This is a genomic window from Haloplanus salinarum, from assembly GCF_009762275.1.
Classification (GTDB): Archaea; Halobacteriota; Halobacteria; order Halobacteriales; family Haloferacaceae; genus Haloplanus; species Haloplanus salinarum.
Genome location: NZ_CP034345.1, coordinates 3015701 through 3038934, shown reverse-complemented (window position 1 = coordinate 3038934; position 23234 = coordinate 3015701). Strand labels below are relative to the sequence as shown.

Sequence of the window (23234 nt, the reverse complement as noted above, 5' to 3'; positions counted from 1 at the left end):
TTACAATGAATACGTTGTACTGGGCGCCACCTCTGTCGCGGAGTCTGACCCGCTATATACGCGCTCTGTATCCAGCACGACCACCAGAACCTATACTGAGTGAAGATTTCAACAAAACCCGACGAGGTAGATTCTACACCAGAAGCCCACGGAAGAAGATCGCTTAGTGAGGCGGGCAGCAACACTCTAATCAGGTATGCCTGTTACGTCGTAAGGAATGAGCGAGACGTTCGATTCGTTGGGGAAAAATCCGAGGACGAACGAAGGGTTGCGGAGTCACTGGGCAGGGTATTGGGAGGACTTGGTTACTGATCTTCGTGATGACTCGCTTGAAATCCTCGATGGGCAGCCGAATTTGCGGAGCGCGTTTCGGAAAGATACGTCGTTAGGGCAATCGGAGCGGACGATTGCGGAGGATCACCCGAATCGGGAGATTCTTGAGCTACTGCAGAATGCACGGGACGAAGCGCAGTACGCGGATGATGGGCAGGTGTTTATCGCTGTCACGGATGAGGGGTTACTAATTGCGAATAACGGGCGGAGTTTTAACTTCCACAACCGGTCGGTCGAAGAGGCGGCGACCGGTATCGGAAAGACGTCGAAGGACACGCCTGATGAGATTGGAAAGATGGGGATCGGTCTCAAGTCGATCCTCGGGAAAGGGGAATCGTTCGAAGTGTGGACGGAGACGCCTGACGCGTCGGGTGAGAAGCAAGCGCTTCGCGTTCGGTTTTCGAAGGCATATCTACTGGCTGCGATTTTGAATACGATCGGGTACGATCACGGCGTGGACGGGCTGGATGAGGAATTCAACACTGATGTATTCCCGGTTGATATTGATTTGAGTCGGAACCGGAACGGGAAGTCTCCGGGCGATTTGAGTGCGGATAACCGGCGGGCATTGATGCAGTTGTTTCTGTTCGCGTATCCGATCCCGTTGTCGCTGTCGGCGCGGCGAAGCGAACTCGCTGGTCTTGCCGACTATTTAGTCCACGGGGATGACCGAGTTCCGGCCCCGAATGATACCGTAGCGGAGTACGGTGGGGAGTTTTCGACTGCGGTGTTCGTCGAGTTTGCGGACGAGAATTGGCGAGAGATCGTGACGGAACTCTACGACGTGGACACGGTGAGTGAATTGCCAGATGATGCTGTTGAGGAGTCGGGGATTGCCACTACGCCTCCGGAACGTGTCTGGTGGTATGTAGACGGAACGCGGTCCGGATCGCTTGATCCGGAGACGCTGGTTCATTTCGGCACGATCGACGAGGTGAACGCAGTCCGCGTCTCGGACAACGAGGTTGACGAGCACATTTCGTGGGAGATAGAGCCGGAACCCGGTGTTCTGAGTGGCGATTCCGTGCAACATACGGAATGGCGAGTCACGCAGGTTGATCGAGATGGGACAGAGGAGGAGACAGTCCATGTGTTCGACGGGTTCCGGTTACCGGCCGGCGAGCGGGATCACGGGACGCGGGTTCTGGTTCCACGTCCGAGTGACGATTGGCCTGTTATCGAGAGGGACCGGTTTAGGGACGGGAAGTCGCATTCGCTGAAGAATTACTCGTTGTACCTATATTACCCAATTAGTCAGCGGAATCCCGGGTTGTCGTTTTCGTTACACGGCGAGTTTTCGGTGACGCCGAATCGGCAGAATATCAAGGACGTGTCCCAGCGCTACGTGGATTATAATCGCCGTGTATTCGAGGAGGCAACGGAGCTTGTCGGGCGCGTTGCCGAGCAGACGGCGGAAGTCACTGAACCGGAGTATGACTGGTTGAGTCTGTATCCGTGGGTGTTGCTGCCAGACCAGACACAGGAAGACGAGTGGGAACCGGACTCGCGACCGACCGAGGCTGATGAGTTGCTCGGCTATCTTCGACAGCAGCTGTTGGACAGGGTGTGGGAGGCCGAGTGTATTCCGATTGCCGGTGGGCCTTCTGAGGCCCCGGCGCAGATTCAATCTGACACGGACGAGGCTGGGGCTACGGATTCGAATTCGTTGTTGTTAGATTGGTCGAGCGATGGGTGGGATGGAATGCGTGCGGTGTACTTGTTGAGTGATCAGTTGCCGGTAGCGGGAGCGCCGGCGTTGAAAACGGACGATCGGCCGTTCGGAAGTCTTGGGGACGGCCGCGTGTCAGTTGCAATGCCAGCCGCGGATCGAATCTGGGGGCTGTCACAGCTTCGGGACGCGTCAGGCGATCGACTGGTGAATCGCATTGAGAGTTTACTTCGTGTGACTGACGAGAACGAGGCTACTGTGACGGCGCGGTTACGAGATCGGTGGGTCGAGTTGGTTTCTGCGGCGCTCGCACGGAGTGACCGTGCCAGTGACGGTGAGTCAGGGGTACAGTGTGCGGCTGATCCAGCTGACGCGATACTTCGGGCGACAGCTCGGTATTTCGAGCCGGTGTCGAGTTCAGAGATCAGTGATTTACTTGGAGCGAATCGGCGTGCGTTGGACGGTGTGTATCTCTTACCGTGTCAACTGAAGCAGTCAGAACCTGAGGATGAGTCGGAGGGCGTTGAGGAGGAGTCTCAGAAGAGGATGTTGCTGCAGATCGAGAATCAACAGGTTCGGTCGGAAGGGGATCGGCGGCAGCCGCTGTCTCGAACGATTCTATGGAACGTTCCCAATGACACGACGGACGTCATTGCTCCGCCGGACGACGGGCAGTTCACTGTGTTCTTCCTCGCTGAACTCGCTGAGACCGATGACCGGATTAACGCATTACTCGATGAGGCAGGGGAGTCTTGGGGAATCCGGAAGTACCAGACTGACCGGCAGGAGTATTTCCGGTCGCTCGTTGCCAGTTTCGAGCGTGAACAGAATAATCGGGTATCTGCGACTGCGCTTCGGTTTCTCGCGGAGCGTGTCGATGAGTTCACCGCCGCAGACCTGAACGCACTTCCCGATGGGTACGTCGCGCACGAGTTGTTAGAAACCATATTGAAAAACGGGGAGTACGACCGGTTGCGGACGCGGTTCCGGCTTCGACAGGCTTCACTCATGTGGGCATCACTGTCAGAAGCGGAGCGAGCTGACGTGCCGTTAGGTGCCTGTGAGTTCGGCCCGCAGTGGTGGCCGTTTCTGAATGAGGAACTGGATGACCCTGAGACCGATGTGCTACAGAATCCGTCCTTGAGTCTTGATACGGTACTTGCCCGGAGCGAGGATGATGCCAAGTCGTCCATCCTTTCAGAGCCGTCCGGTGCCCCGCTCGGAGCCGGGGAGACAACACTCCCTGGGCCGTTCGATCCGGTTTGGGAACCAGTGTACGCGCAGATGGAGACCGCAGACCCGGTGACTGCAGCCAGGGGGCTTGCGAGGACACTGTCCCTCTTCGGTGTTAGCGTCACGCCGAACGTGAGTGCTCTATGTCATCACGGGCCTGGATTACAACGGCCGAACGAAGGTGTGACGAAAGCGTCGTGGGACCCGCGCGAATGGAGGCTCCCTGAAGCAGACTCGTACCGGTCGGATGTGGTAGCGTTACAGCGAGAGCTTATTGAAGACGGTCAGGACCTCAATTCTCCAGCGTACCTTTCGTTCGTCACTGGATTTGGGAATCACTCGGTCCAGACCGGGAAGCACACGAGTAGCCAGTGTCACGGTCGGCCGTATACTGTGGATCGAGGGTACGGATCGCGTATTAGTTCGTGGGTATGGAGCACGGATCTGCAGTGGGTGACTGCTGATCCCGCTGGGCTCATTCAGTGGTTAGAGCGACACGAGGGCACGTTACGGGAAACTGTGCTGGAAACTGGCTGGTATTGTGATGGTGGGAACAATCACATTCAGCGGCCGTGGTCCGAAACGATGCCGACGGTCTTCAACTGGCAGCTTCGAAACACAGCGTGTTGGGACCCGGTGTTCGATGATCAGTTCTCAGGGTGGGTAGACGAGGCGTGGGAAGAAGACGCTGTGCGATTGCGGTGGGCTGTCCAAGACGGTGGTCGCGGTGAAGTCACACAGCTTCTCCCGACAGTCCCGAGTGACTCGGAATCAGACCCGCAGGTATCCGACGATCTGCTCTCGTGTCTCGGTGTCGAACCGATTGATGAGCTAACTGCGATTCAAGCGGCAGATAGGCTCCAGAAGCTCCAAGCAGTGCTAGCTACAGAGGACTCGCTTGACGATGTGCACCCTGTTCGAATGCGGACTGACGGTGTGGAATCGGCGTGGATGTATGTGTACACTGAGTTGCTGAATCCGATTCTGCAGTCGTTAGCTGATCCTGTGGAACACGTGCCGAGCGTCTTGGAGTCTGAGTTACTGACGCATCTTCCACTCCGGTTCCGGAACGAGGAGTGGTATGCTGTTCCGATTGGGCAGATACAGGACGAAGGGGAGGCTGAGCTGAAGTTCAAATACCATACGCAGCGGTCGCTACGACAGTGGGAGAAACAAGAAGTCAGGAACTCAGATCTGTATCTACTGAAACCGCCGACCCGCGGTGGCCTCACGCCGTTAGCAGATGCGTTAGGTGTCTCGTCACTGGACGTTGAGCAGCCGATCCTACAGGCTGGTGAATTGAACGGATTGTCCGAAGACGGGTTACAGCCAGTGAAACAGGAATTAGAGCGGCGGACAGAATGGATTCTGGCAACGCTGAATCGGTCGGCCCCCGATACAATCCGTGAGTCGCGAGACACATTCCAGACGGCGATCGACCATCTCGCTCGTGCGCAGCTACACGAGGAGCAAACGGACGACTTCTTCGATATCCGGTCTCGGCTGTATCGAGTCTCAGATGACGATGACGCACCGCTGGGGATCGTCTTAAACGACGACGAGATTCATGATTCTGATCCGCAGGAGATCGTTGAAGCGACTGCCGCGGGGATCGCATTCCTCTTCGAGATGCCAGGTCGATACGAGGAGATCCAGCCTGCACTGAGGGCGTCGTTGCCGAGTCCAGAGAAGTTAGAACGGGAGTGGGAGCAACGCGGTCACGACCTCGATCTGGTTCGGACAGCACTTGGTGTGCAGGACCATCGTGAACTCCTCCGCGACGTCGAAGCACTGTACGAATTAATCAAGGTGCTCGGTGGAGACGCCCCAAACAACGTGGAGCGGATCCGGTCGAATTTAGCCGATACAGATTCCGGCACGATCCAATGGGTCCGCAGTCAGTTCCTGATTGGGATTGACATTGAGGAGACGCCTGAACCGCCGTCTCCGCAGGTGGCAGAGACGATTGACCTTTTGTCTGAGGCAGGGACCCGGTTACCATCGGAACTAGAGAGCGACACCGTTACTCCGCTGTTCGAGACCGTTATCGCAGAGCAAAACACCAATCACGAGCAGTGGGTTGAGTGGTCGCATGCACTTGCAGCACACGATGGTGATGTGTCTTCGTTCATCCAGTGGATTGCTGCGAATTCACGACTTATCACGGAGCGGTGGATCCCGTCCCACCACGCTCGCTGGTGTGCCAGAGTCGAGCAGTTCTGCATCCTTCGTGACGAGCGGGAAGACGCCGACTTGGCATCGATTGCAGCGCTTGAAGACGTACTCCCGTCCATCGAGACGGATGATCCGATTGCTTGGGAAGATACACCGACAGCGTCGACGAATCTATCAGATATTGATTTTTCGCCTGCTGATCGGTGGTTCGACGTCGCAGCAAAGGGAACCTTCGAGGATCGAGTACTCACACCGCTTATTGAGACTGTGAGCGAGCACGCTCCAGGGGGTCGGAAAGAAGATGTCGCGGTTGCTCTCAGGGACTTCATTCTCAACGGGGAAGTCCCGGCCTCACAGGTAGACTCTCGAAAACGCCAGCAAAACGCGTTTCGAGAGGTGCAATCACAACTTGATGGCGATCTTGACCTCAGCAACGGGATGGTCTCTGGTCGAGGCCGCACGACAGTAGCGACGTTCGGTGGTGGCTCCGGTAACAAGAGTGGTGACGGGGATACACCCCAGATTTACGGCGAACGCGGAGAACGTGCTGAAGCAACTGCGGTTATCCATATTCTACAGCGACTCGGTCGATGGTTGGATGAAGAGAGAAACGACTTCGATTGTTTGCTGACCGAGCTTGCGGGGCTTGAAGCTGATCAAGACAGCGCGGGGTACAAGTGGCATACCAAGAACCGCTGGAATGGGTCTCTAAAGCGGTATTTCAAGCATGAGTTTTCAGCGAAGGAGTATCAGTCCCTGGATCGGTTCAGGAGTGGAGACAGTAATCTGTGGGATAATCCGTTTGTGCAGATCCTCAACGCGACACAAGAGTATGGGCTCGGGTTCGATTTCATCGACCCGTTTGGGCCCACTGCAACACAGGATCAAGACGCTACTCCGACACTGGATATCGTCCCAGTCGAAGTCAAAGCTGCAGGCCTGTCGTCGGAATCTAAATCTGTTAGTTTCCGCTTTTCGACGAATCAACTCCGGCAAGCTCAGGCGTTTGTCTCTGCCGGGTACCAGTACGTAATCCGATTATTTGCGACCCCTGGGATTGAGTCGGATAACTGGCTGCATGAGACACGAATCGTGGATGAGATCATCCTGAACGAAGAGAATCCACCAAGTGCTGCATTAGGTGGATTCGACTTGGAGGACCGATCAAACGGTTCTGCAACAATCCCTGCCGATGCAGTCGCGGGCGGTGAAATGTATATCGAGCGTATGTTTGAATGACTAATTCACGCTCTGTTGAAAGTTGTGAGTACGAGCGTGACGAGACGTTCGACAGCTCTGAAGTGATTTGATTGGCCACCGCTTGGATAGCTGTTCTTCTAATCTCGAATCAGATGTTCTGCTCAGAGTAACAACGTTGTTATCACACTAATCGGGGGCATCACCCCATCATTTTTTTCTCCCAAAGCCGACCGGCCGCTATGGCCAACACCGAGGATGAGGCACCATACATACGTGTGCGTCTTCCGCCGGAACAGAAGCAACGGTGGCGAGAATACGCCGAAGAACACCATCATGGGACTATCAGCGGTTTAGTTCGGGAATCCGTTGAGAACACGATAGATGATGAGTGGGTACTACAGAGCGAAAGTTCCAGAGATATTGATCTGGATGAGCTTGGGCTTGATGAATTGAAAGGCGAGATCGAGACAGTGAATTCGAAAATAGATGAATTGATCGTCCACGGGTTGGGTGTTGAGGACGATCAACTCTCTCAGGATGAACTTGTAGAACTCTCTGCGAAGTGTGAGGATAGGCTACCAGAGGTTCGAGGTGAGGAACACCTCAGGGCCATCTTGGAACTCATCCGTGAACATCAGATTCCGATGGATATGGACAAGTCTGGAATCGTTGTTGATATCTCGAACTATTTCGAGCGAGATCAGCACGAAGTTTGGCAAGCATTAGAATACTTAGAGTCTGTTGGATCAGCACGCGTTCAATCTGTTATCATCGACAGTGTCCGCCACTGGTACATCCGGAATCCTGATGTGGAAATGCGAGAGGAAGTAGAGGAGTATTTAACCCATGAATAGGGACGATTCGGGGCAATTCAGCACCAAAGATACGCTCTCAGATGAGTACCACGAATATTTCGAAGATTATTCTCAATGGGTTACGACTCATGTTGATAAAGACCGGACAAAGGAGCGGCTTGAGGCGGGTGTCAAAGCGTGGTTGAGATTCTGTGATAAGCAGGGATTAGATCCACTAGCTGTCGACGAAAACGATGTTCGGATCTATATCGATGAATTAGTTCGCGAAGAATACGCTGAGACGACCATAACAAGACGGGTAGCGTCAGTGTCAAAATTCTACATCTACCAGCGTAACGATCCGCGGAAAACAGCAGAGATCGATAATCCAACAGAGAATATCAAACTTCCACGCGATTATAATATACAGAATCTCTCTGAATACGTACGGGTTCTTGATCAGAAAGGCAAAATGGACATCATTTCGCCAAGTGCATCGGATGTCCGTAAGTTGTTTGAACACGTCCCTGGAAAACGGAATTTCACACAGACTAGAAACGAACTCATTCTTCGGCTGTTCTGGCAGACTGCACTCCGCTCCGATGAGATGAGTAGGGTGAAAACCAGAAATGTCGATGATGACGATAGGGAGATCACCGTCCGATCGGCTAAGCTAAATCGTAAGGAGCATCCAGAGTTGTATCACCGGCGTGTGTGGTGGTCCCAAGACTTGGATTATCAAATCAAACGATGGCGGTCTCTTCGAAGCAATGCAACTGAGGATTCAGAGTTCTTCTTTGTGGATTCATCAGGCAATAGCCTATCACCGTCGTATTTGTCCAGAATTGTAAAAGATACTGCACGTCGAGCGGGGATTCAAGAGCCCTTAACCCGGGATGAAAGCGGGGATGTCAAACAGCATCTCTGGACTGCACATCGGTTGCGACATGCCCGAATCACGTACTTGGCTAATCAGACCGATATGGATCTCAATCACTTGCGGATGATGGCAGGCCATGCGAAATTTGAAACGACACTCCAGTACGTACACACGGACTGGGATGCAGCACGCGACTCATATCAGTCTGCGGTAAACGATCGTAGTTGATTATCGTGAGCCTCCGTTTCAGTAGTCACGAGCCTCTAGGAGTCGCTTGATTGAACACTCGGAGAGTCCGGCTTCGGCTCTACGCTGGTAGAGTCATCGATAGCTACTGATTACCTCGGATGACTCAATCACGCCGTCGTGGATGGGGCAGAACCGGATGGTACGTTTAATCCCTACGACGACTCGAGTGACAAGGTGAAGCTAATCACAACGGAACAGACCGAGGCTGTCGATAATCAGAGTTCCAATTCAGATAGAGCTTGCTCAATCATGTCACTCTCATCTGCAGTCGGTTCGTTCTCTCCGATTGCATAGTCGTAGAGGAATCCCGGATCTTTGTCTGCATCAGTTATATATCCGACTAGTGTTCCAAATTTGGTTGTCTTCCACTTTGTGTGCTCCCAATCTTTCGAGATACGCTGTATGAGTGGCCTCTGTGTCCATTCTTGATACTTCCCGCCATCTGAGTGTTCATGCTCGCCGGCAAGCAAAGATGTAATTACCTTTAGATTTTTTCCATCGTAATCGATTTCATGATACTGTGCTCCCTCACTTAGATGTATTTCTACAAGTATGTTTTCGGCATTTGCGTCCATACCAGCTAGGAGGGCTTTACTCTTGGAAACTGCTTGAATAAGTTCGTCAATTCGAGTGATTTCTGTATTCTCAATTAGTTCTTCAAGATGCTGTTCAACCTTTCTTATTTCCTGTTTACGCTCTTCATTCGTTTGCTCTTCCTCAACTGGAGAAAAATCAACCTCGTCAAGAAGATAGTCAACTAGTGAAGAAGACCGTGTAAGGCCCGCAGAATCAATACAATCAGCAATAATCTTATCACGTGTCTTAATATTCCACTGGAGTGATCCAGCGCTTTGTCTCGATAGGTTGTCCATCAGAACCCACGCTTTTAGCTTTTGATTGAACGTATCAGCGAGTTCTATTGGTTCATCGATAGTGTTTTTTGTACCTGGATAGCGTTGCATCGGATCCTGGTGCATCACCCCGACGAAGATTCCAACGAGCAGATCGAGCCGTTCGTCTTCGGATAGGTATGAGTTGGATAAAAGTCGTAGTGAATGGCCTAGTTCGATGCCAAAATTTATTGGCCCTGTTGTCTGGCTGAAATCTTTTTCGTCAGTGTTGCCAATCGGAGGTTCTCGAGGCTCGAAATCGTGGTCTTGCCCATAGAACAACTCTTCTAGGTTTGACTCCCAATCCCAAGAATTCCAATCACCGGATAGATCTACTCGTTCCCAGATCTCTGCTTCCCATCCTTCTGTAAAAAAATCAGCTCCAGCGAGTATTCGTATATCTGTAAATAACCGTTCAATCCGTTCGGGTAATTTCTCGACTTTGTTTTTTCTAATATTTTTGAGATACTTCCCGGGCGCAGATACGTTAGAAAATGCAACGTCGTCACCAATTCTGGTTCTCTGTTTCGGTGCGAGATGAAAGTCACGTGTATTTTCTTGATTAGGATGTTCGTCTTCGTCCATACAACGTGCTGGCATTTTCCTTTCGTCTATACCTTGTGAAAGACATGGAACCTAATGTAAAACTAAATTCATTTTATCGGGCGAGAGTGTATGGTAGTCGTTGACAACCTTTAAATACAAATTGGATTTCTCGGGGCCCCAAGGGTGGAGTCAGTACCCCTTGGGTCGTACCTGTAGCCGTGAAAGCTCTCTACCGGCATAAAGGAGGCAAGTGGCTCGACGAATGCGAGGAGGTACTCTGCGAGTCCGACGAACGTGCTTCTACGCCACGTGTTCACTCTCATCGGACGAGAACTGATTTCCTGAGTCGAGGGCGATCATCATGAGTCTTGTTGCGACTAAATTCCACGAGGTTGATATGTTCTGGTGGTTCACTGATAACGGTCTCTCGCCCTACCGGGCACTCGGTGAACTTATGGAGGAATTTGAAAACGGATGGGTCGAGACGGAAACCAACCTCTCCGACGGCACATGGACCGTGCGATTCGATTATAATTCCGACACAGGTATGACTCCTCGAGAGTCCGACGGAATTGGCGGTGATCGCGCCTACGAGTACCAGATTCATGCGGAAGGTCCAGGTGAGAAAAGCGCCGATTACGTCTTCTCGCCTCGGTGGGACGAGCAGAGGAAGCCGAACGGCGAACTCATGTCCCGGCCTTGGTGCGGTGGCGAGGGTCTCGATATTCATATCCAAGGATCATACCTCTCATTCGAGGAATATCATTACCTCTTGCAGAAGTTCATTCAAATACTCTCCAACGAGGCCGGTCTCAATATCTCTCGTCGATATTTTAATCGGATTCGACCTGACTCGAAGATCGCCACGGCCGAACGCTACGTTCGATTGAACCGAGAGTTCGCCAAAAAACTCGTCCGATCGACGGGTGCCTTCTACAAGATCATGCACCTTCTCGCTAGGGAGAAGGGTACTGCGTGGGTCTACAAGGGTAACAACTCCGATGTCGTAGGGAAACGTCACGCCTTTGACCTCCCGACTACCTCTTCGAAGGAGTTGATCAACGACCACCAATACGGCAAGCGCGCCAAGTGCTATCATCCGAAACACGTTCGCAGTGAGGAGTCCGATGATGATCCCCTTTCCTCGCCGAAGTTCGGCGTTGCTTTTCACTCCTCGATCCACGGTGAATCCGTCGCATGGTCGAACCGAGATACCCTTCTACGCGAACTTGACGAGACGGTGATTAATGTGCTTCAGTGGGCAGGTATCCCAACCTCTCCAGACTCGACAGTCTTCGTTGAGGACGACCACTTTGAGATTCGTGAGTCCAAGGATTCGATCGGTCTCTTTGCCGACCCGACACCCCAACTCGAAGCCGAGCAGGAAAATCTCATTATGACCGTTCTCCAAGACATTTCTCCGAGTGCTCGAAGCCTTATGAAGACTGTTGCTGCCGACGGTGGAGAGATTCACTACCAAGATATCGCAAATAAGACAGATTATTCAGTGAGTCAAATCTATCGTGCCCTAGAAGAGGTAGGTGATCTCTTTGTCAACGACAACGGGCTCGTTCGCTTCTACTCCGAGAAAATCAAACAGGAGATTACCGGTACCGTCGAGCGAGTCGAGAACTTCGTTGCTGACGGAATCAATACTATCGCCCGTCTTGCAAATGTCGAGACTCGCTCATCGGCCGACTCAGCTATTCAACGATGGATGGATAAGTACGGTGTGGAGTTCCAAGAGGCTGCTTGCGAGGCCGACCATGGTACGCTCCGCTTTGATATTGTACTTGCAATTGTCACCTCGTTCGGTGCTCCCGACTATCAAGAAGTTCTTAAAGAGGGTCTTGATGCGTGGATCAGTGCCGGTCGAGACCCTAAAGCGTTCGCGAATCTCCGATTTGAGGCACGTGAAATTCTCGGACGGTCTCGAAACGACGGTCTCGTGCGTCGCGAGATCCACTGGTAATCCGTTTGTGAGAGACATCTCTATCTCTTGCCCCTGTTGTTTATAAACACCACATCCTAACCTTCCTTTCAGGTGGAACTCGTTTTGACGTGGTTCGACCATGATCGCCATTGAGCCGCGGGTGCCGTTCCCGATACCCGGGAATATCCCCTTAGGGAGTGTCCCTAAGAGCGATAAACTCACGAAATACCTCGATACTCTACGAACTCCACCTGAAGCACGTGAAATAGGGGTTCAATCTCTGTTCAGATTGGCAAATTGAATGCGACGTACTGACTTGATGCAACGCTTCTGAATCTCACCGGTTCAGCGTGGGCATTCAGATTGGTCAACCGACATAGTGCTTCGATCGATAATAGTTATTCCAATAACAAGCGCGACTAACGCGGCGAGTAGCGACGTTGGTTCCCCATGCTGGAGCGCCGTGGCCTCTCCGGTTAGTTGCATGACCAGATAACATAGTCCACCCAGTAGGAGATATGTTGCAAGTAGTCCGACCTTTCGATGCGTAGGCATCTGAGCAAGTGGATAGTAGGCAAACTGTGGATCAAGACGTATTGCCTGATCTTTTGCCGCTGCCCACTTCGCCGCTGTTCGTTCAACCGCGTGAGCACTTTTGCCAGCTATCCAAGCGACCCAACCCGGTGGTCCAGCAATCGACTTTGTACTCTTATCATCTCCAACTCCCCGTTTTGCGAGCTTAATTAATCTATCAAGTTCATCGAAGATATCTGGTCGGGATCGAATTGCAGGCTCAAGACGACGAAGGGATTCAAGATCGTCTACACTAATTTTGTCCTCTAGCAACATATCCAAGATATCCTCGTCAGAAGCTTTCGGATCTTGGACTGAGTGCCGAACCGCATGTAGGTCCTCAGGGATCTCATTCGTACACCAGATACAGACATCGAGATTTCTTGTCGTCCATCGACTGCACTCTGGGCAGTTGAGCGGGGCAATTGGGTCCGGTTCCTCAAAATTCTCTATGCTGTGTCCATCGGCCATCGCGACGTGCTTTGCGGTTTCTTCGCCAAATTTTGCGATATAATGTGCTGCTGAATTACCGCGAATCCCCCAGCCGAAGAAATTCCGCAGATCATATTCATCGATCATCGGTTGACGGGCTAAGCAACTGGCCCGAGACCGGCGCATATGCTCGGGATTGTAATCTTTTTCAATTCCCGCGCTTTCGCCAGTGACCTTGATTGCGCGCCAGATAGCTTGGTATCGGATCGGCTTGTCCGACTTATGGTAGGTCCAGACGCGGGTTTCGGGATCTGGGCCGCCGTTCTCGTGTGCCGGATGTTTATGATATAACCACTTCCGCAGCATCGCTGATCCAGCGTATAGGTGGATGTCTCGAGTCCCGTGGTAATCATTTTTTGTATCATCAGTTACAGAAATGATAAGATGATCTCCTTTGTCCTTGATCTGTTTGAATTGCAACTTCCACAACTCGGCTTCTGGACGAAGGCCTGTACTCCACGCGGTCAGAATAAGGGCTTTGTCGCGGATCTTGTCCGTTGATTCAACCATCTTGATGATGTCCGGCCATTCGAGAATATTCGTCCGCATGGGAGTTGGATCATCATTGATGTAGCTGCTCGGAGTGAGTTCTTTGAACCGATCCGGCATATCACCATCAGTCATCATATCACCGTAGATGCGTAGAGCAGTCAGGAAGGATCCTTTAAAATCGTCGGAGACGTCCATATCTTCAATGACCATAGTGACCTCATCAAGTGCCGCTCTGACGTCATCGCCATAGATTGTTTCTGCGAGGAGGTCTGTTTCCTTGCCGATTCGGAAGCAAAGTTCAAGATAGCCACCAATTGTCGCATCGGAAAAGCGGAATTCTTTGGTATTGTACGAGTGCATCGCCTCTTCAAATGAGTGGAGGGCCTCTCGGTCGTTCTTACAGAGTTCGTCGCTATCCCGGATGTGTCGCTTGACCCGTTCAAGTCGGCCATGCGTGTCGTACGACCATTGACGGTCGTCGGGACCATCACTTCCAACGTCCGAGGATGTCATATACTAGACTTTTGACGGCTACTACTTAAAACCCCATACCAAAATACAAAATAGACCACTATTTCCAGCTGCTCAGGCAAAAATTGATTATAGACTATATAAAATGGCGTCAGAAAATACAGAAATACGATGCTGATGGGTCCGCAACAGAATCTAAGCGACGTGGACTTATCGGGCTGCGACAGATGATCAAGTCAGGACCGACTCAATCATATATCATAGTCTACTGTTATACTCCCTCAGACGGATGAGGTCACGCTGCCTTGAAGTTCGTGATCCGTTTAGTATCGAATTGTGAAATCATAGGTCAGGGAGGCAGTCGCTACGCTGGCTGTGGTGCTAGACAAGGTAATTTCGGCGAAAGGACAGAGGAGATGCACAGCATCTACACAAAAGACCGTGTAACCGTTGAAACTGGGATATTCTGTTCAAATCGCGATGAGGAGGGCTGTCCTTCCCGCCGATGATGGTATGCACGTAGAGCCACTTTGTGAGATCTGTTTCGCGGATGGCAAGATCTTCGTGCTCTCTAATGATTTAGGTACTGTCGCCAGCAGCGAAAGATCGAAAATAAGTCATCGTTCATATACAGCTAGGACGTTCATATCTGGTTCCGATTTTAATGTTCCAACGAGACGGAGCCCGTGTTTCTGACCTCGCTTTATGAAATTGTACGCGAAGGTCCCATTTGGATACTGCTTCTTCGGTTCAAGATGTAAATGAAGAGTTTCTCCGCTTTGTTGCAGAGGAAGGCGAAATGCGATCCAGTCAATTCGCCCATGCTCTTTAGCCGCGGATTCCACCACTTCCATTGCCTTCTTCGGTTCGAAAAATTCCTGGAATTGGTTCCAGTATTCATGTCGTTGTTCCTGAAGCTCTTGAGGATCTTCAAACTCTGTCCTCTCGGGATATGACATGATCGATTCAATATCTTGGTCGTCGCCGCTGCTAGCACGATCCAGAATTTCAGAGTGAATATGCTCGATGAGTTCTTCATAGAGTGGTTCAACAGCTCCATCTTCAAATTCAGCGGCTACTGGTACGAGCTTTGTTTCAACCAGCTCCTCGTTTTGATTGGCCTCCTTTTCATTCGGCAATTCTAAATATACAAGTTCTCGAGGCGTCTTGTCGATCTCTTCTTTTGCCCTCCAAGTTTGGTCATTTGGTAACTGGTTGATATGGATTCTATCTTGACGAAATTTATCGTAATGAATCGATATCTCTGCTAATTGGCGTGGGGCGGTTGCTGTAAATTCGTACGCAGTTCTATAACTTTCCGAACTTTGTTTCTCATACTGTCCCTTGAGAGTCGTCTTGAGGGATACATCCGCCGATGCTAGCATTTCCAATAGCCCTGGGGGCGCAACTTTTCCTTTGGCTTTCCCTTCCCCCTTTGCGCCCCCTTTTTTGACAGTTTGGGAAGATTCTGTCTCTTCCGACTCTACCTTCTGCTCCTGATATATACTGCTTGTTAGCGGCTGTACCACAATATCGTGGAACTGGCCGATTCGTTCTTCATCAATAAACAGCGGAATATCCACAAGCCAATAAAGGCCATCTGGGAGATCTTCCTCATCTGTGGACTCACTCATCAGATTCAGGTTTTCAAGCAAGGCCGATAACATTTTCCACACAACAGATACGATCGAGGATAAGACCATTTATCGAGCCTGATTTAGTAATCTGTAGTTCTGGTTTTGTGAACGGGGGCCTGCACGTCATCCCGTATTGAGAATAGTTTGAAGTCCATTTCTAAGCAGGAGATGGAACGAGTTCGGTGCTGGTTCAGTTTAGTTACTAATTGATCAGCTGAGACAACTGTAGCAATCCGAAGCTCAATATCCTCCCGGGAACCACCCTGTAAGACAGCACCGTCGTGGATAAGTTGGCTTAGCCTGTCATCATACGAGATCACGTCCATATGCCGTAGGACATTTGGAAGATTGTAGTCAGGGAAAACAGTGAATTCGCAGGGATTTTCGAGAATAGATATCTCTGACCCATTATATCGTCCGTAAGCCATTCCCAGGGCTAATTGTGCTCGCTTATAAAAATGGACGGGAAATACACTATCCCGGATACTGAGTGAATGAGTATCATCAAACGAAGGGAAGTTTTGGGTTATTTTATTTATAATTCCATTTTCAACATCAAATAATACCGGGTGTGCTTCTGTTAGGAGATTATGAAAGCGCCCGTCATAATGGTTAACCAGCTGTTCACCAACTGATCGCAGAATTCGATGTCGCTCCTCAAGAAGTGGTATCTGCCGACCGTTGGCCGATTGGAAGAGTTCTCTGACATCGTCTTCAGTTAGATTCATCAAATACTTCCCTGACAAAACGGGTTTCCCTCGGTCATAAGCTCGCTTCAAGCAAGCCCACATTCCAAACGCGCCGCTCCATTCAACGCCATTATACTCGGCTACAAATTTATCTCCAGTTTCGAAATCCCTAAAAGCAAAATTAATACTGTTTCCTATAAAAAAGAAGTCGAGTACATCCTTCACGGTAGTGCTATTCTTTTGCTCGTCAGGGAACACTGGAGCCCGCCAATCTGGTAACTCAAAGACCTCATCCTTCCAATTCTTCGTCGTCAAATCTATCTGATCATAATGGATGGTAATGTGCTCCAAATGAGGAAGAGCTCTATAGACGGACTCTCGGACAGGAGTGCGAGGGAGGTCGCTGTCGATTCGAGTCACCTTGATTGTCTCTCTTTCCCCAATTAGAAAAATCCTGCCTCAAAGGGTGAACAGTCATCGATAGTGTACTCGAGTATTCGGATTATTTTGCCGAGTTAGTCCATACACGAACTATGATCGAAGCAGGAATGCGGGCAGAAGTCGAACTCAGGGCGGCGGCCGTCTGCGCGCTGACGGACGTATATCGTTTCTTATAGCACGCTGACTATCTTCCGTCTACGCTCTCCACCGGGACTACAAACTCTTCAAGATACTAATATTGTTGACAATAATGTCTATATTACGCCGCCCACGGTATATTGACCCCGACGAATCTACGACCTCCGATTTAGACGTTACATCTTGCTGCCTGCCCTACGTGCTACAGGTCGATGTCAAGTTCCTCCTTGACGTAGGTGTTGACATCAGAATGTGCGTTGGTAACGACCTTACAGAGTTCACGATTGACCAAGAGGCCGCGACGAGTAATGTTAGCTGAGCCGGCATAGATCCAGTCGTCGGTGATAACGGCTTTTGCATGGAGATCAGAGACATCAATAACCTTAGCGTTCCGTTCGACGCGGGATTTGATGTAATCGTTGTGGTCCTCATTGCCGTTGATGAGGAAGGTGATCGAGGTATCGGTGAGTTCGGCAACGGCTTCGGAGAGGAGGAGTTCACGGCTGGATGTTTGGTCGTTCACCGGGAAGCGAAGTTCGACATCACTCAACCACGGGGAGACGAGGACGACTCTGTCTGCGTGGATCAGGGTATACCCGATGAAGTAGGCGAGTTCGTTAGAAGGTAAAGTAAATGCTCGTGTCATCGATTTCTCCTGCAGGGATTTGCTCACGATCAAACATTTCATCAACGGCGTCGTCAGCGCCCACGAAGTCGACGAGGTGGTGGCGGAGTTCCTGCAACAAGACGTGGCTCAGGACTTCCTCTTGGTCGTGGCCAGAGATGCATTCCCCGGTGTGCAAATTTTCGACACAGCCGTCGATATCCGGGGAAAAGAACAGTGACTCGACACGGGACAGCTCAGCCAGATCGACGTTCAGTGCGTCAACGCGTCCCTCGGGGAAGGCATCAGCGCCTTCCAGCTGGGCGTCGGCCACGGTGTGCTTCACGGTGTAGGCGTCGCGGAGAGGGATGGTTTCCTCGTCGCTGAGCTGGGCGGCCCGGTCACAGGTCGACAAAACCTCCTGCACCACTTCATCCCTGATCTCGGGGAAGACCATGTCAAGTTGCTCGTCGAGATACGTGTCGACACAGCGTTGGACAGCGTCTTCATCGACGCCGTGCTTAGGTAGATCGTCGACGAACTCGGGGGCGGCCCAGAGTTCTTCATTGATGACCTGTGTGTTGTAGGTGATGCGGATCAGTGATTCGAGCAGAGTGCCGGGGTCGTTCTCCAGTTCATCGTAGACGAGGTCGACGATACCTTGGCCGCCTTCCGTCCGTTCGAAGATGAACACGATGCCTTCCTCGGGAGCCAAGCCGTAGAACAGCATGGACGGGTTGACACCGCCGACGTCCGCGACTAAGTGGAGGAAGAAGTGGGCAGCTGTATGGTACGCTAATTCGTCGACTGGGACTTCCTCCAGGTTCTTGTACCGGGCGACGTCAGCGATGAGTTCCTCGTTATCCTCGACGTGGGTGATGAAGTCGGTGAGGTCGTAGATGAGGCCGCGTGTCTTCAGGTCGAAGCCCAGCGGCGTCTCCGGACTGTCGATTTCGCGTTGGATGCGGTCGTCACCGGTGAACTGGATGCCCATATCACCCATTGGCCGGGCCGGTGTGATGTCGAGAGAAACCCCTTCCAAGGTGACCTGGCCGCGGAGCCTGGCGAGCGCGAGGCTACCGGTCGCGTCCTCAACGTCGGTGTCGCGGGCGACGGTCCGGACCTGGGGTTCGGCATGAACTTTGCCCCACGCAATCTCATTGTGCCGGACGCACCGTTGATCGTCAAGCAGGGTGAGGCACTGCGGGCAGTAGGCCACGATGTTGAGCGCGCGTTGCCCGGTGACGTCAGGAATCTCTGAGAGCTGGATGGAGTCCGGAATCAGCATCCCGTTCCGCCGGTCGCCGGGGATGTCACTGAAGTCGAACCGGACCTTATTGCCTGTCGGCTGTTCCCCGTAGTTCTCGACTTTGGTCGGTGGGAGGAAGACGTGGAGATTGGTGGATTCGTTTTGGAATTCACTGCGGTACGGTGCGTGGGAGTGGACGAGGCTGTCGATGGTTTCCTCGTTGCCGTCGAATCCGTCGGGACCGATCACGGTGAAGAACTGGCCGCTACTGTCGAAGTACGACGGCGGAACGTACCAGATCTCATCGCGGTAGGCGCGGTCGGTGATCTGGAGATAACGGTGGAGGTAGTAGGCCGCACGGAGCAAATGCTTCACGTAGTGAAGGCTCATATGCGGCCGGTTCACCCGGACTTCAGGGTCTCGTTCGAGGTCGCGGTACTCTCCGAGTTGGTCGAGGACCCGGCGTAGGTAGTATATCTGATAACGTTCGTCGATATTCTCCTCAAGTCGACCATCACCGGCGATCGAACTCAGGATGTCGACGGCGTCACTGAGATCGGTGATCCGGTCAAGGGAGACGTCCTCGGGGCGGTCATCGATGTGGATGTTGACCTGGGCGCGGAGCCCGATGAGGTCGCCGACTGCCGAGATGATTCTGCCGAAGAGCTGTTCGTACTGTTCGACGCGTTCAGTTTCAGCACCGCGGTAGCCGTCACGGGCCTCCTCACGTAGCTCCTCGAACTCGTCGCGGAGCTCGTCCAGGTCGTCAACAAGGTCAGCGGCGTCGCTCTCATCCACGTGGCCGTGGTACTGGTCGGTGATGTCGACGTAGTGGCTGATGACTTCGAGGGTGCGTTGCCGGACTTCGTCGACGTACTGTTCGAAGGCGTTGTCGCTGCGGGTGATTTCACCGCTGTCGATATTGATCAGGTCATCGACCTCCGCAAACTCCTCTTCCAGCTCGGTTTCACGTTGGTTGAGGATGTCGCGGAAGGACTCGATCCCCGTCTCCGTGGTCAGCGGCTCAACGGTTTCGTCGATGTCGAATTCGGCGCGGAGGAAGTCGCTGGGATTGACCAGTAACTGGTGGAACTCCTGGTACTGCTTGTCCTGGGTAAGGAACTCTTCGAGGAAGGTTTCTTCTTCGCCGCGGCGGATGCGACGGTTTTCGATGTCGCTGGCCCGGGTGTAGTAGGTGTTGAGCGTGGTGTGGATCCACTCGATGACCTCGTTGTCGGGTTTGAGCGGGGTGCGGAGTTCGGAGCTGAGGAAGCGGTCCGCTCGGTAGAACATGTTGGCGTCGTTCGTCAGGTTGGAGAGGAAGACGAAGATGTGGGCATCCATCCCTTCCTCCCGAGCGGCGCGGCCGGTCCGCTGGACGAAGGAGGACAGGTTCTGCGGCGTCCGGTACTGGGTGACGTGCTTGATCTCGCCGATGTCGATCCCGACTTCGAGGAACGAGGTTGAGAGGAAGATATCGCTGTCAGCGGCGTCTTCCGCGTCGAACCCAATCTTGGAGTAGACCGGGAGGAAGTCAAGGGCACGGTCCTCGATGAAGTCGTAGCCCATGGCGTCGGCGATGTCGGCCCAGTCTGCTTCCGGATTCGCCGGTTGCTGGCCGCGCGGCGACCGATCGGTATGGTGGTGCCACAAAGGCGGTTCGCCTTGGCTATCGTTGCCGCGTTCGGCGTCGTCGAGCTGGGCCTTCTTCTGGTTGACCTGGCTGATGCTGTCGATGAACGACAGGGCTTTGCCCTCGTTGCCGTCGGTGTCGCGGAGGAGGCCATGCCCGATCAACAGCAGTTGCTGGATCATCATGGAGGAGGCACCCGGCCCGTCCTCCGGTGATAACAGGAAGTAGTAATGCTCCTTGTCGTCGTGGTCCTGTTTGAGGTCGGATTCAGGGACGTCGACCGTGGCTAAATGGCCGGAGGGGAAGTCGAACAGTTTCCGGATGAACCGGTCAGCGTTGTCGATCGTGGCGCTCGCCCCAATCCAGAGCAGGGGCTGGTCCGTGATGTCGTTGATGTTGTCGATGATCTTGGCCGCGTGCGCACCACGTAGCCGGGTATACAGGTGGACCTCGTCCAGGACGAACGTATCCACGTCGTCGATGATGTCGTAGTTCGGTTTGAGCGCGAAGAGTTCCAGCGACTCCAACGTGGTCAACAGGATGTCCGGGGTTTCCCCATTCTTGATCCGCTGCCGGCTCAGGACGAGTTCGTTGTTGGTGAAACTGTGGGTGTTGTCCGCCTCGCAGCGAATGGTGTAGGAGCTCGAACTCCCATCATAGGTGAACGCGTTCGTCGTATTCTCATCGCCGCACCAGCAGTGCGCCAATTGGAACGTTTCCCGTCCGTTCTCGGATTCAAAGTACTCATCGCGGACCTCATCCACGCTGTAGGGCATACCACCCATGTAGACACCGACGGAGAGCGGTGCCTGCTCACCGGCAGGACGCATGGAGTGGACGTGCTTCAGGATGCGGCCGAGCTGGTCTTGGAGGAGTGCCCGCCGCGGATAGACGATGACCGTGGTGTCCTGCTCACCGTTCCGCAGCTGTTGGTACAACGGGCCGAGAAATGCCTCGGTCTTCCCGAACCCGGTCGGAGCCGACAGGATCGCGGCATGGGGCTGCCCCGTGTTGTGCCGTTGCTGGTGGAAGTCGTTGATCAGCTGCCAGCTGTCAACCTGAAAATCGAGCGGGTCGAAGTCGAAAATCTCGAGGATGTCGTCTACGAACGGGTCGTCGCCGTTGTACGGGGTGGACAGCCGGCGTTTCTGCTCTTCGCTGGTGTATTTGACTGCGTCAGTCACCGAGTCGCCGTCGTGATCGGTGCCGAGTAGTTGGCGATTGAACAACATCCCGCGGATCAAGGGGCGGACCTCAGCCGGGATCCGGTCAGGGTTCGTTGTATGGTCGCTATATTGCATTAGTGGCGAGGTTGACGATCCGCCAGTCAGTTAGAGAACGTGTCATCGATTCGTATGCTGAAGAGATAGAGAGGACTATTTGAATAACTTTGCTCTGGAGATGTCGGTGCCCGCTGATCGACTAGCTGTTACCGGAACCCGGATTTGTTTGGAGAGGATATGTCAAAATTCTCGCATAATGTTGTTTTCAGTAGATGCGCTAAAAACAGTGGAGTTCTCGTCAACTGCACATCTGAGCGTAGATCAAGAGTGAACCTTTTTATTCTACGTCTTGAAGGCTAACGTCCGAAGATTGTATTATCCTTAGCAATACGTCAGGGTTATCAACTAAGAATTTCTCCAAGTCCCTCCAATGTAGAGCATCCTTTTCAGACGCATGTCGATGCCGGAAGACACCCCCTGCATTGTACATCGCTCTCTCAGCGGGCGGAACTCTGACCCAAAGTATAGTCTCCCCATCAATAGTCGGTCTTCGGGTTTTGATCCGCATTGACGGGTTAATGGTATCTGTCGCCCAATTTCTAATTTGGCTCTCTAGATCTTCAATGTCTTCTACACCTATTGGATCCACATTATCTGATATCCCAACAAATATTTCTCCCCCTCCTGCGTTAGCTATTGCTACCATTTCCTGTGTGAATGATTGATGGTCTAATGGTTCTTGTTTCAGTTCCACAAGTTCATCCTCGGATCGATCAATTAGATCCCTAGCAGCCTTGTTGACAAACGAGATTCCTTCGTAGTCTGAATCCGGTAGAGGTTTCCCCGCAAGATAATTGGCACCCATTAATATTGCTTGAATCTCATTTTTCTTCGAAGTGGGCGCTATATTAAACTCAAAAAAGGAGATCTTCGGGTCCGGTGGGAAATTCTCTTGATCTGACTGTACTTTTTGGTGTATATTCCTTACTGCTCCAATATATGATAGTATACTACTATCTTCGCTTCTTACTCGAAAGACTCCAGGTTTTCGGGGGAAAGGATCATTATGGATATCGGATGGGTTGAATCCTTCACTCCATGGCAGTCCCATCCAATTGTCTGAGGTGACGTCGTCCCAGTTTTCCCAAGTAATCTTATTGTAATCGACTTCTCGATATTCTTGGTCGGAGCCAGAGTTCACTGACTGATCATTATTCAAATCTGAATATTTACCGTTGATATTCGCTGTACTGCCAAAGTTAGCTATTGGAGACCGTCCTGTAATAGCATGATGGCGTGCTAAACATGCAGCCCATATCCCAATGACATCTTCATATGAATGAGAATCCAAAAGCATCCATGAAACGATAAACTCGTCTCCGATGTCTCTCTGGATTTCCCATAGAGCTGGTCCGGCAGTGTGTGGTTCGTTGTCCGGTTTTTCGCTTTCTTCTAAAGCATAGCCTAATTTCCGTACCCTATCTCGGATACTCGAATTGGTTTTTGCAAATAGATAAATTGCGTTTGATCGTAGATGAGATACTCTATAGATACCTGGCTTAGTAGGAACATCTGTCAATGTGTCTGGATTGACTACCTTCCGCCATTGAGACCAATCTGCTTCGGCTTCAATACGGGGTACCATTCCAGACATTTGAGGGTCGACTGATAGTTTAGATATCAATTGCAT

At 52.0% G+C, this 23234-nt stretch carries 11 protein-coding genes; 4 read left to right on the top strand and 7 right to left on the bottom strand.

Translation table 11 applies throughout. The annotated features are described in order from the left end of the window. Positions 1–217: 217 nt before the first annotated feature. From EI982_RS16875 to EI982_RS16865, 3 genes are all read left to right on the top strand, one after another. Positions 218–6649: a sacsin N-terminal ATP-binding-like domain-containing protein gene (locus tag EI982_RS16875; protein WP_157690795.1), complete on the top strand. Its 6432-nt coding sequence runs from the start codon at positions 218–220 to the stop codon at positions 6647–6649. Between the two features lie 200 nt (positions 6650–6849). After that, positions 6850–7464, top strand: coding sequence for a hypothetical protein (locus EI982_RS16870; RefSeq protein ID WP_157690794.1), 615 nt, complete (start codon positions 6850–6852; stop codon positions 7462–7464). Then, positions 7457–8512 (top strand): tyrosine-type recombinase/integrase, encoded by a 1056-nt coding sequence (locus tag EI982_RS16865; RefSeq protein WP_157690793.1) that lies wholly within the window; start codon positions 7457–7459, stop codon positions 8510–8512. The genes EI982_RS16870 and EI982_RS16865 overlap by 8 nt, the downstream gene beginning before the upstream one ends. Positions 8513–8748: 236 nt before the next feature. Here the strand turns inward: EI982_RS16865 and EI982_RS16860 are convergent, their stop codons facing one another. Beyond that, the gene (locus tag EI982_RS16860) at positions 8749–10008 is read right to left on the bottom strand and encodes a hypothetical protein (RefSeq protein ID WP_157690792.1); all 1260 of its coding nucleotides are present in this window, start codon (positions 10006–10008) and stop codon (positions 8749–8751) included. A gap of 322 nt (positions 10009–10330) precedes the next feature. Between EI982_RS16860 and EI982_RS16855 the strand changes: the two genes are divergently transcribed. Continuing rightward, positions 10331–11941, top strand: a complete 1611-nt coding sequence (locus EI982_RS16855) for a DUF7845 domain-containing protein (protein ID WP_157690791.1) — start codon at positions 10331–10333, stop codon at positions 11939–11941. A 306-nt stretch (positions 11942–12247) separates the two neighbouring features. Here EI982_RS16855 and EI982_RS16850 read toward each other — a convergent pair whose 3' ends face one another. The 6 genes from EI982_RS16850 to EI982_RS16820 all read right to left on the bottom strand — a co-directional run bounded on the left by EI982_RS16850 (position 12248) and on the right by EI982_RS16820 (position 23198). Next, positions 12248–13972 carry a site-specific integrase gene (locus tag EI982_RS16850; RefSeq protein ID WP_157690790.1) on the bottom strand — a complete coding sequence of 575 codons (1725 nt, stop codon included), beginning with the start codon at positions 13970–13972 and terminating at the stop codon, positions 12248–12250. A gap of 575 nt (positions 13973–14547) precedes the next feature. Further along, positions 14548–15564 carry a hypothetical protein gene (locus EI982_RS16845; protein ID WP_157690789.1) on the bottom strand — a complete coding sequence of 339 codons (1017 nt, stop codon included), beginning with the start codon at positions 15562–15564 and terminating at the stop codon, positions 14548–14550. Between the two features lie 83 nt (positions 15565–15647). After that, positions 15648–16514, bottom strand: coding sequence for a queuosine salvage family protein (locus tag EI982_RS16840; protein WP_157690788.1), 867 nt, complete (start codon positions 16512–16514; stop codon positions 15648–15650). Between the two features lie 523 nt (positions 16515–17037). Then, positions 17038–17508 (bottom strand): phospholipase D-like domain-containing protein, encoded by a 471-nt coding sequence (locus tag EI982_RS16830; protein ID WP_233255253.1) that lies wholly within the window; start codon positions 17506–17508, stop codon positions 17038–17040. Continuing rightward, positions 17453–21505, bottom strand: coding sequence for a DEAD/DEAH box helicase (locus EI982_RS16825; protein WP_199243679.1), 4053 nt, complete (start codon positions 21503–21505; stop codon positions 17453–17455). The genes EI982_RS16830 and EI982_RS16825 overlap by 56 nt, the downstream gene beginning before the upstream one ends. 376 nt (positions 21506–21881) lie before the next feature. Then, positions 21882–23198: an AlbA family DNA-binding domain-containing protein gene (locus EI982_RS16820; protein ID WP_157690786.1), complete on the bottom strand. Its 1317-nt coding sequence runs from the start codon at positions 23196–23198 to the stop codon at positions 21882–21884. Positions 23199–23234 lie beyond the last annotated feature (36 nt).

Bases quoted from the DNA above. Each gene is read 5' to 3' on its own strand.
- EI982_RS16875 (WP_157690795.1), top strand. From the start codon at position 218: ATGAGCGAGACGTTCGATTCGTTGGGGAAAAATCCGAGGACGAACGAA.
- EI982_RS16870 (WP_157690794.1), top strand. From the start codon at position 6,850: ATGGCCAACACCGAGGATGAGGCACCATACATACGTGTGCGTCTTCCG.
- EI982_RS16865 (WP_157690793.1), top strand. From the start codon at position 7,457: ATGAATAGGGACGATTCGGGGCAATTCAGCACCAAAGATACGCTCTCA.
- EI982_RS16860 (WP_157690792.1), bottom strand. From the start codon at position 10,008: ATGGACGAAGACGAACATCCTAATCAAGAAAATACACGTGACTTTCAT.
- EI982_RS16855 (WP_157690791.1), top strand. From the start codon at position 10,331: ATGAGTCTTGTTGCGACTAAATTCCACGAGGTTGATATGTTCTGGTGG.
- EI982_RS16850 (WP_157690790.1), bottom strand. From the start codon at position 13,972: ATGACATCCTCGGACGTTGGAAGTGATGGTCCCGACGACCGTCAATGG.
- EI982_RS16845 (WP_157690789.1), bottom strand. From the start codon at position 15,564: ATGAGTGAGTCCACAGATGAGGAAGATCTCCCAGATGGCCTTTATTGG.
- EI982_RS16820 (WP_157690786.1), bottom strand. From the start codon at position 23,198: ATGTCTGGAATGGTACCCCGTATTGAAGCCGAAGCAGATTGGTCTCAA.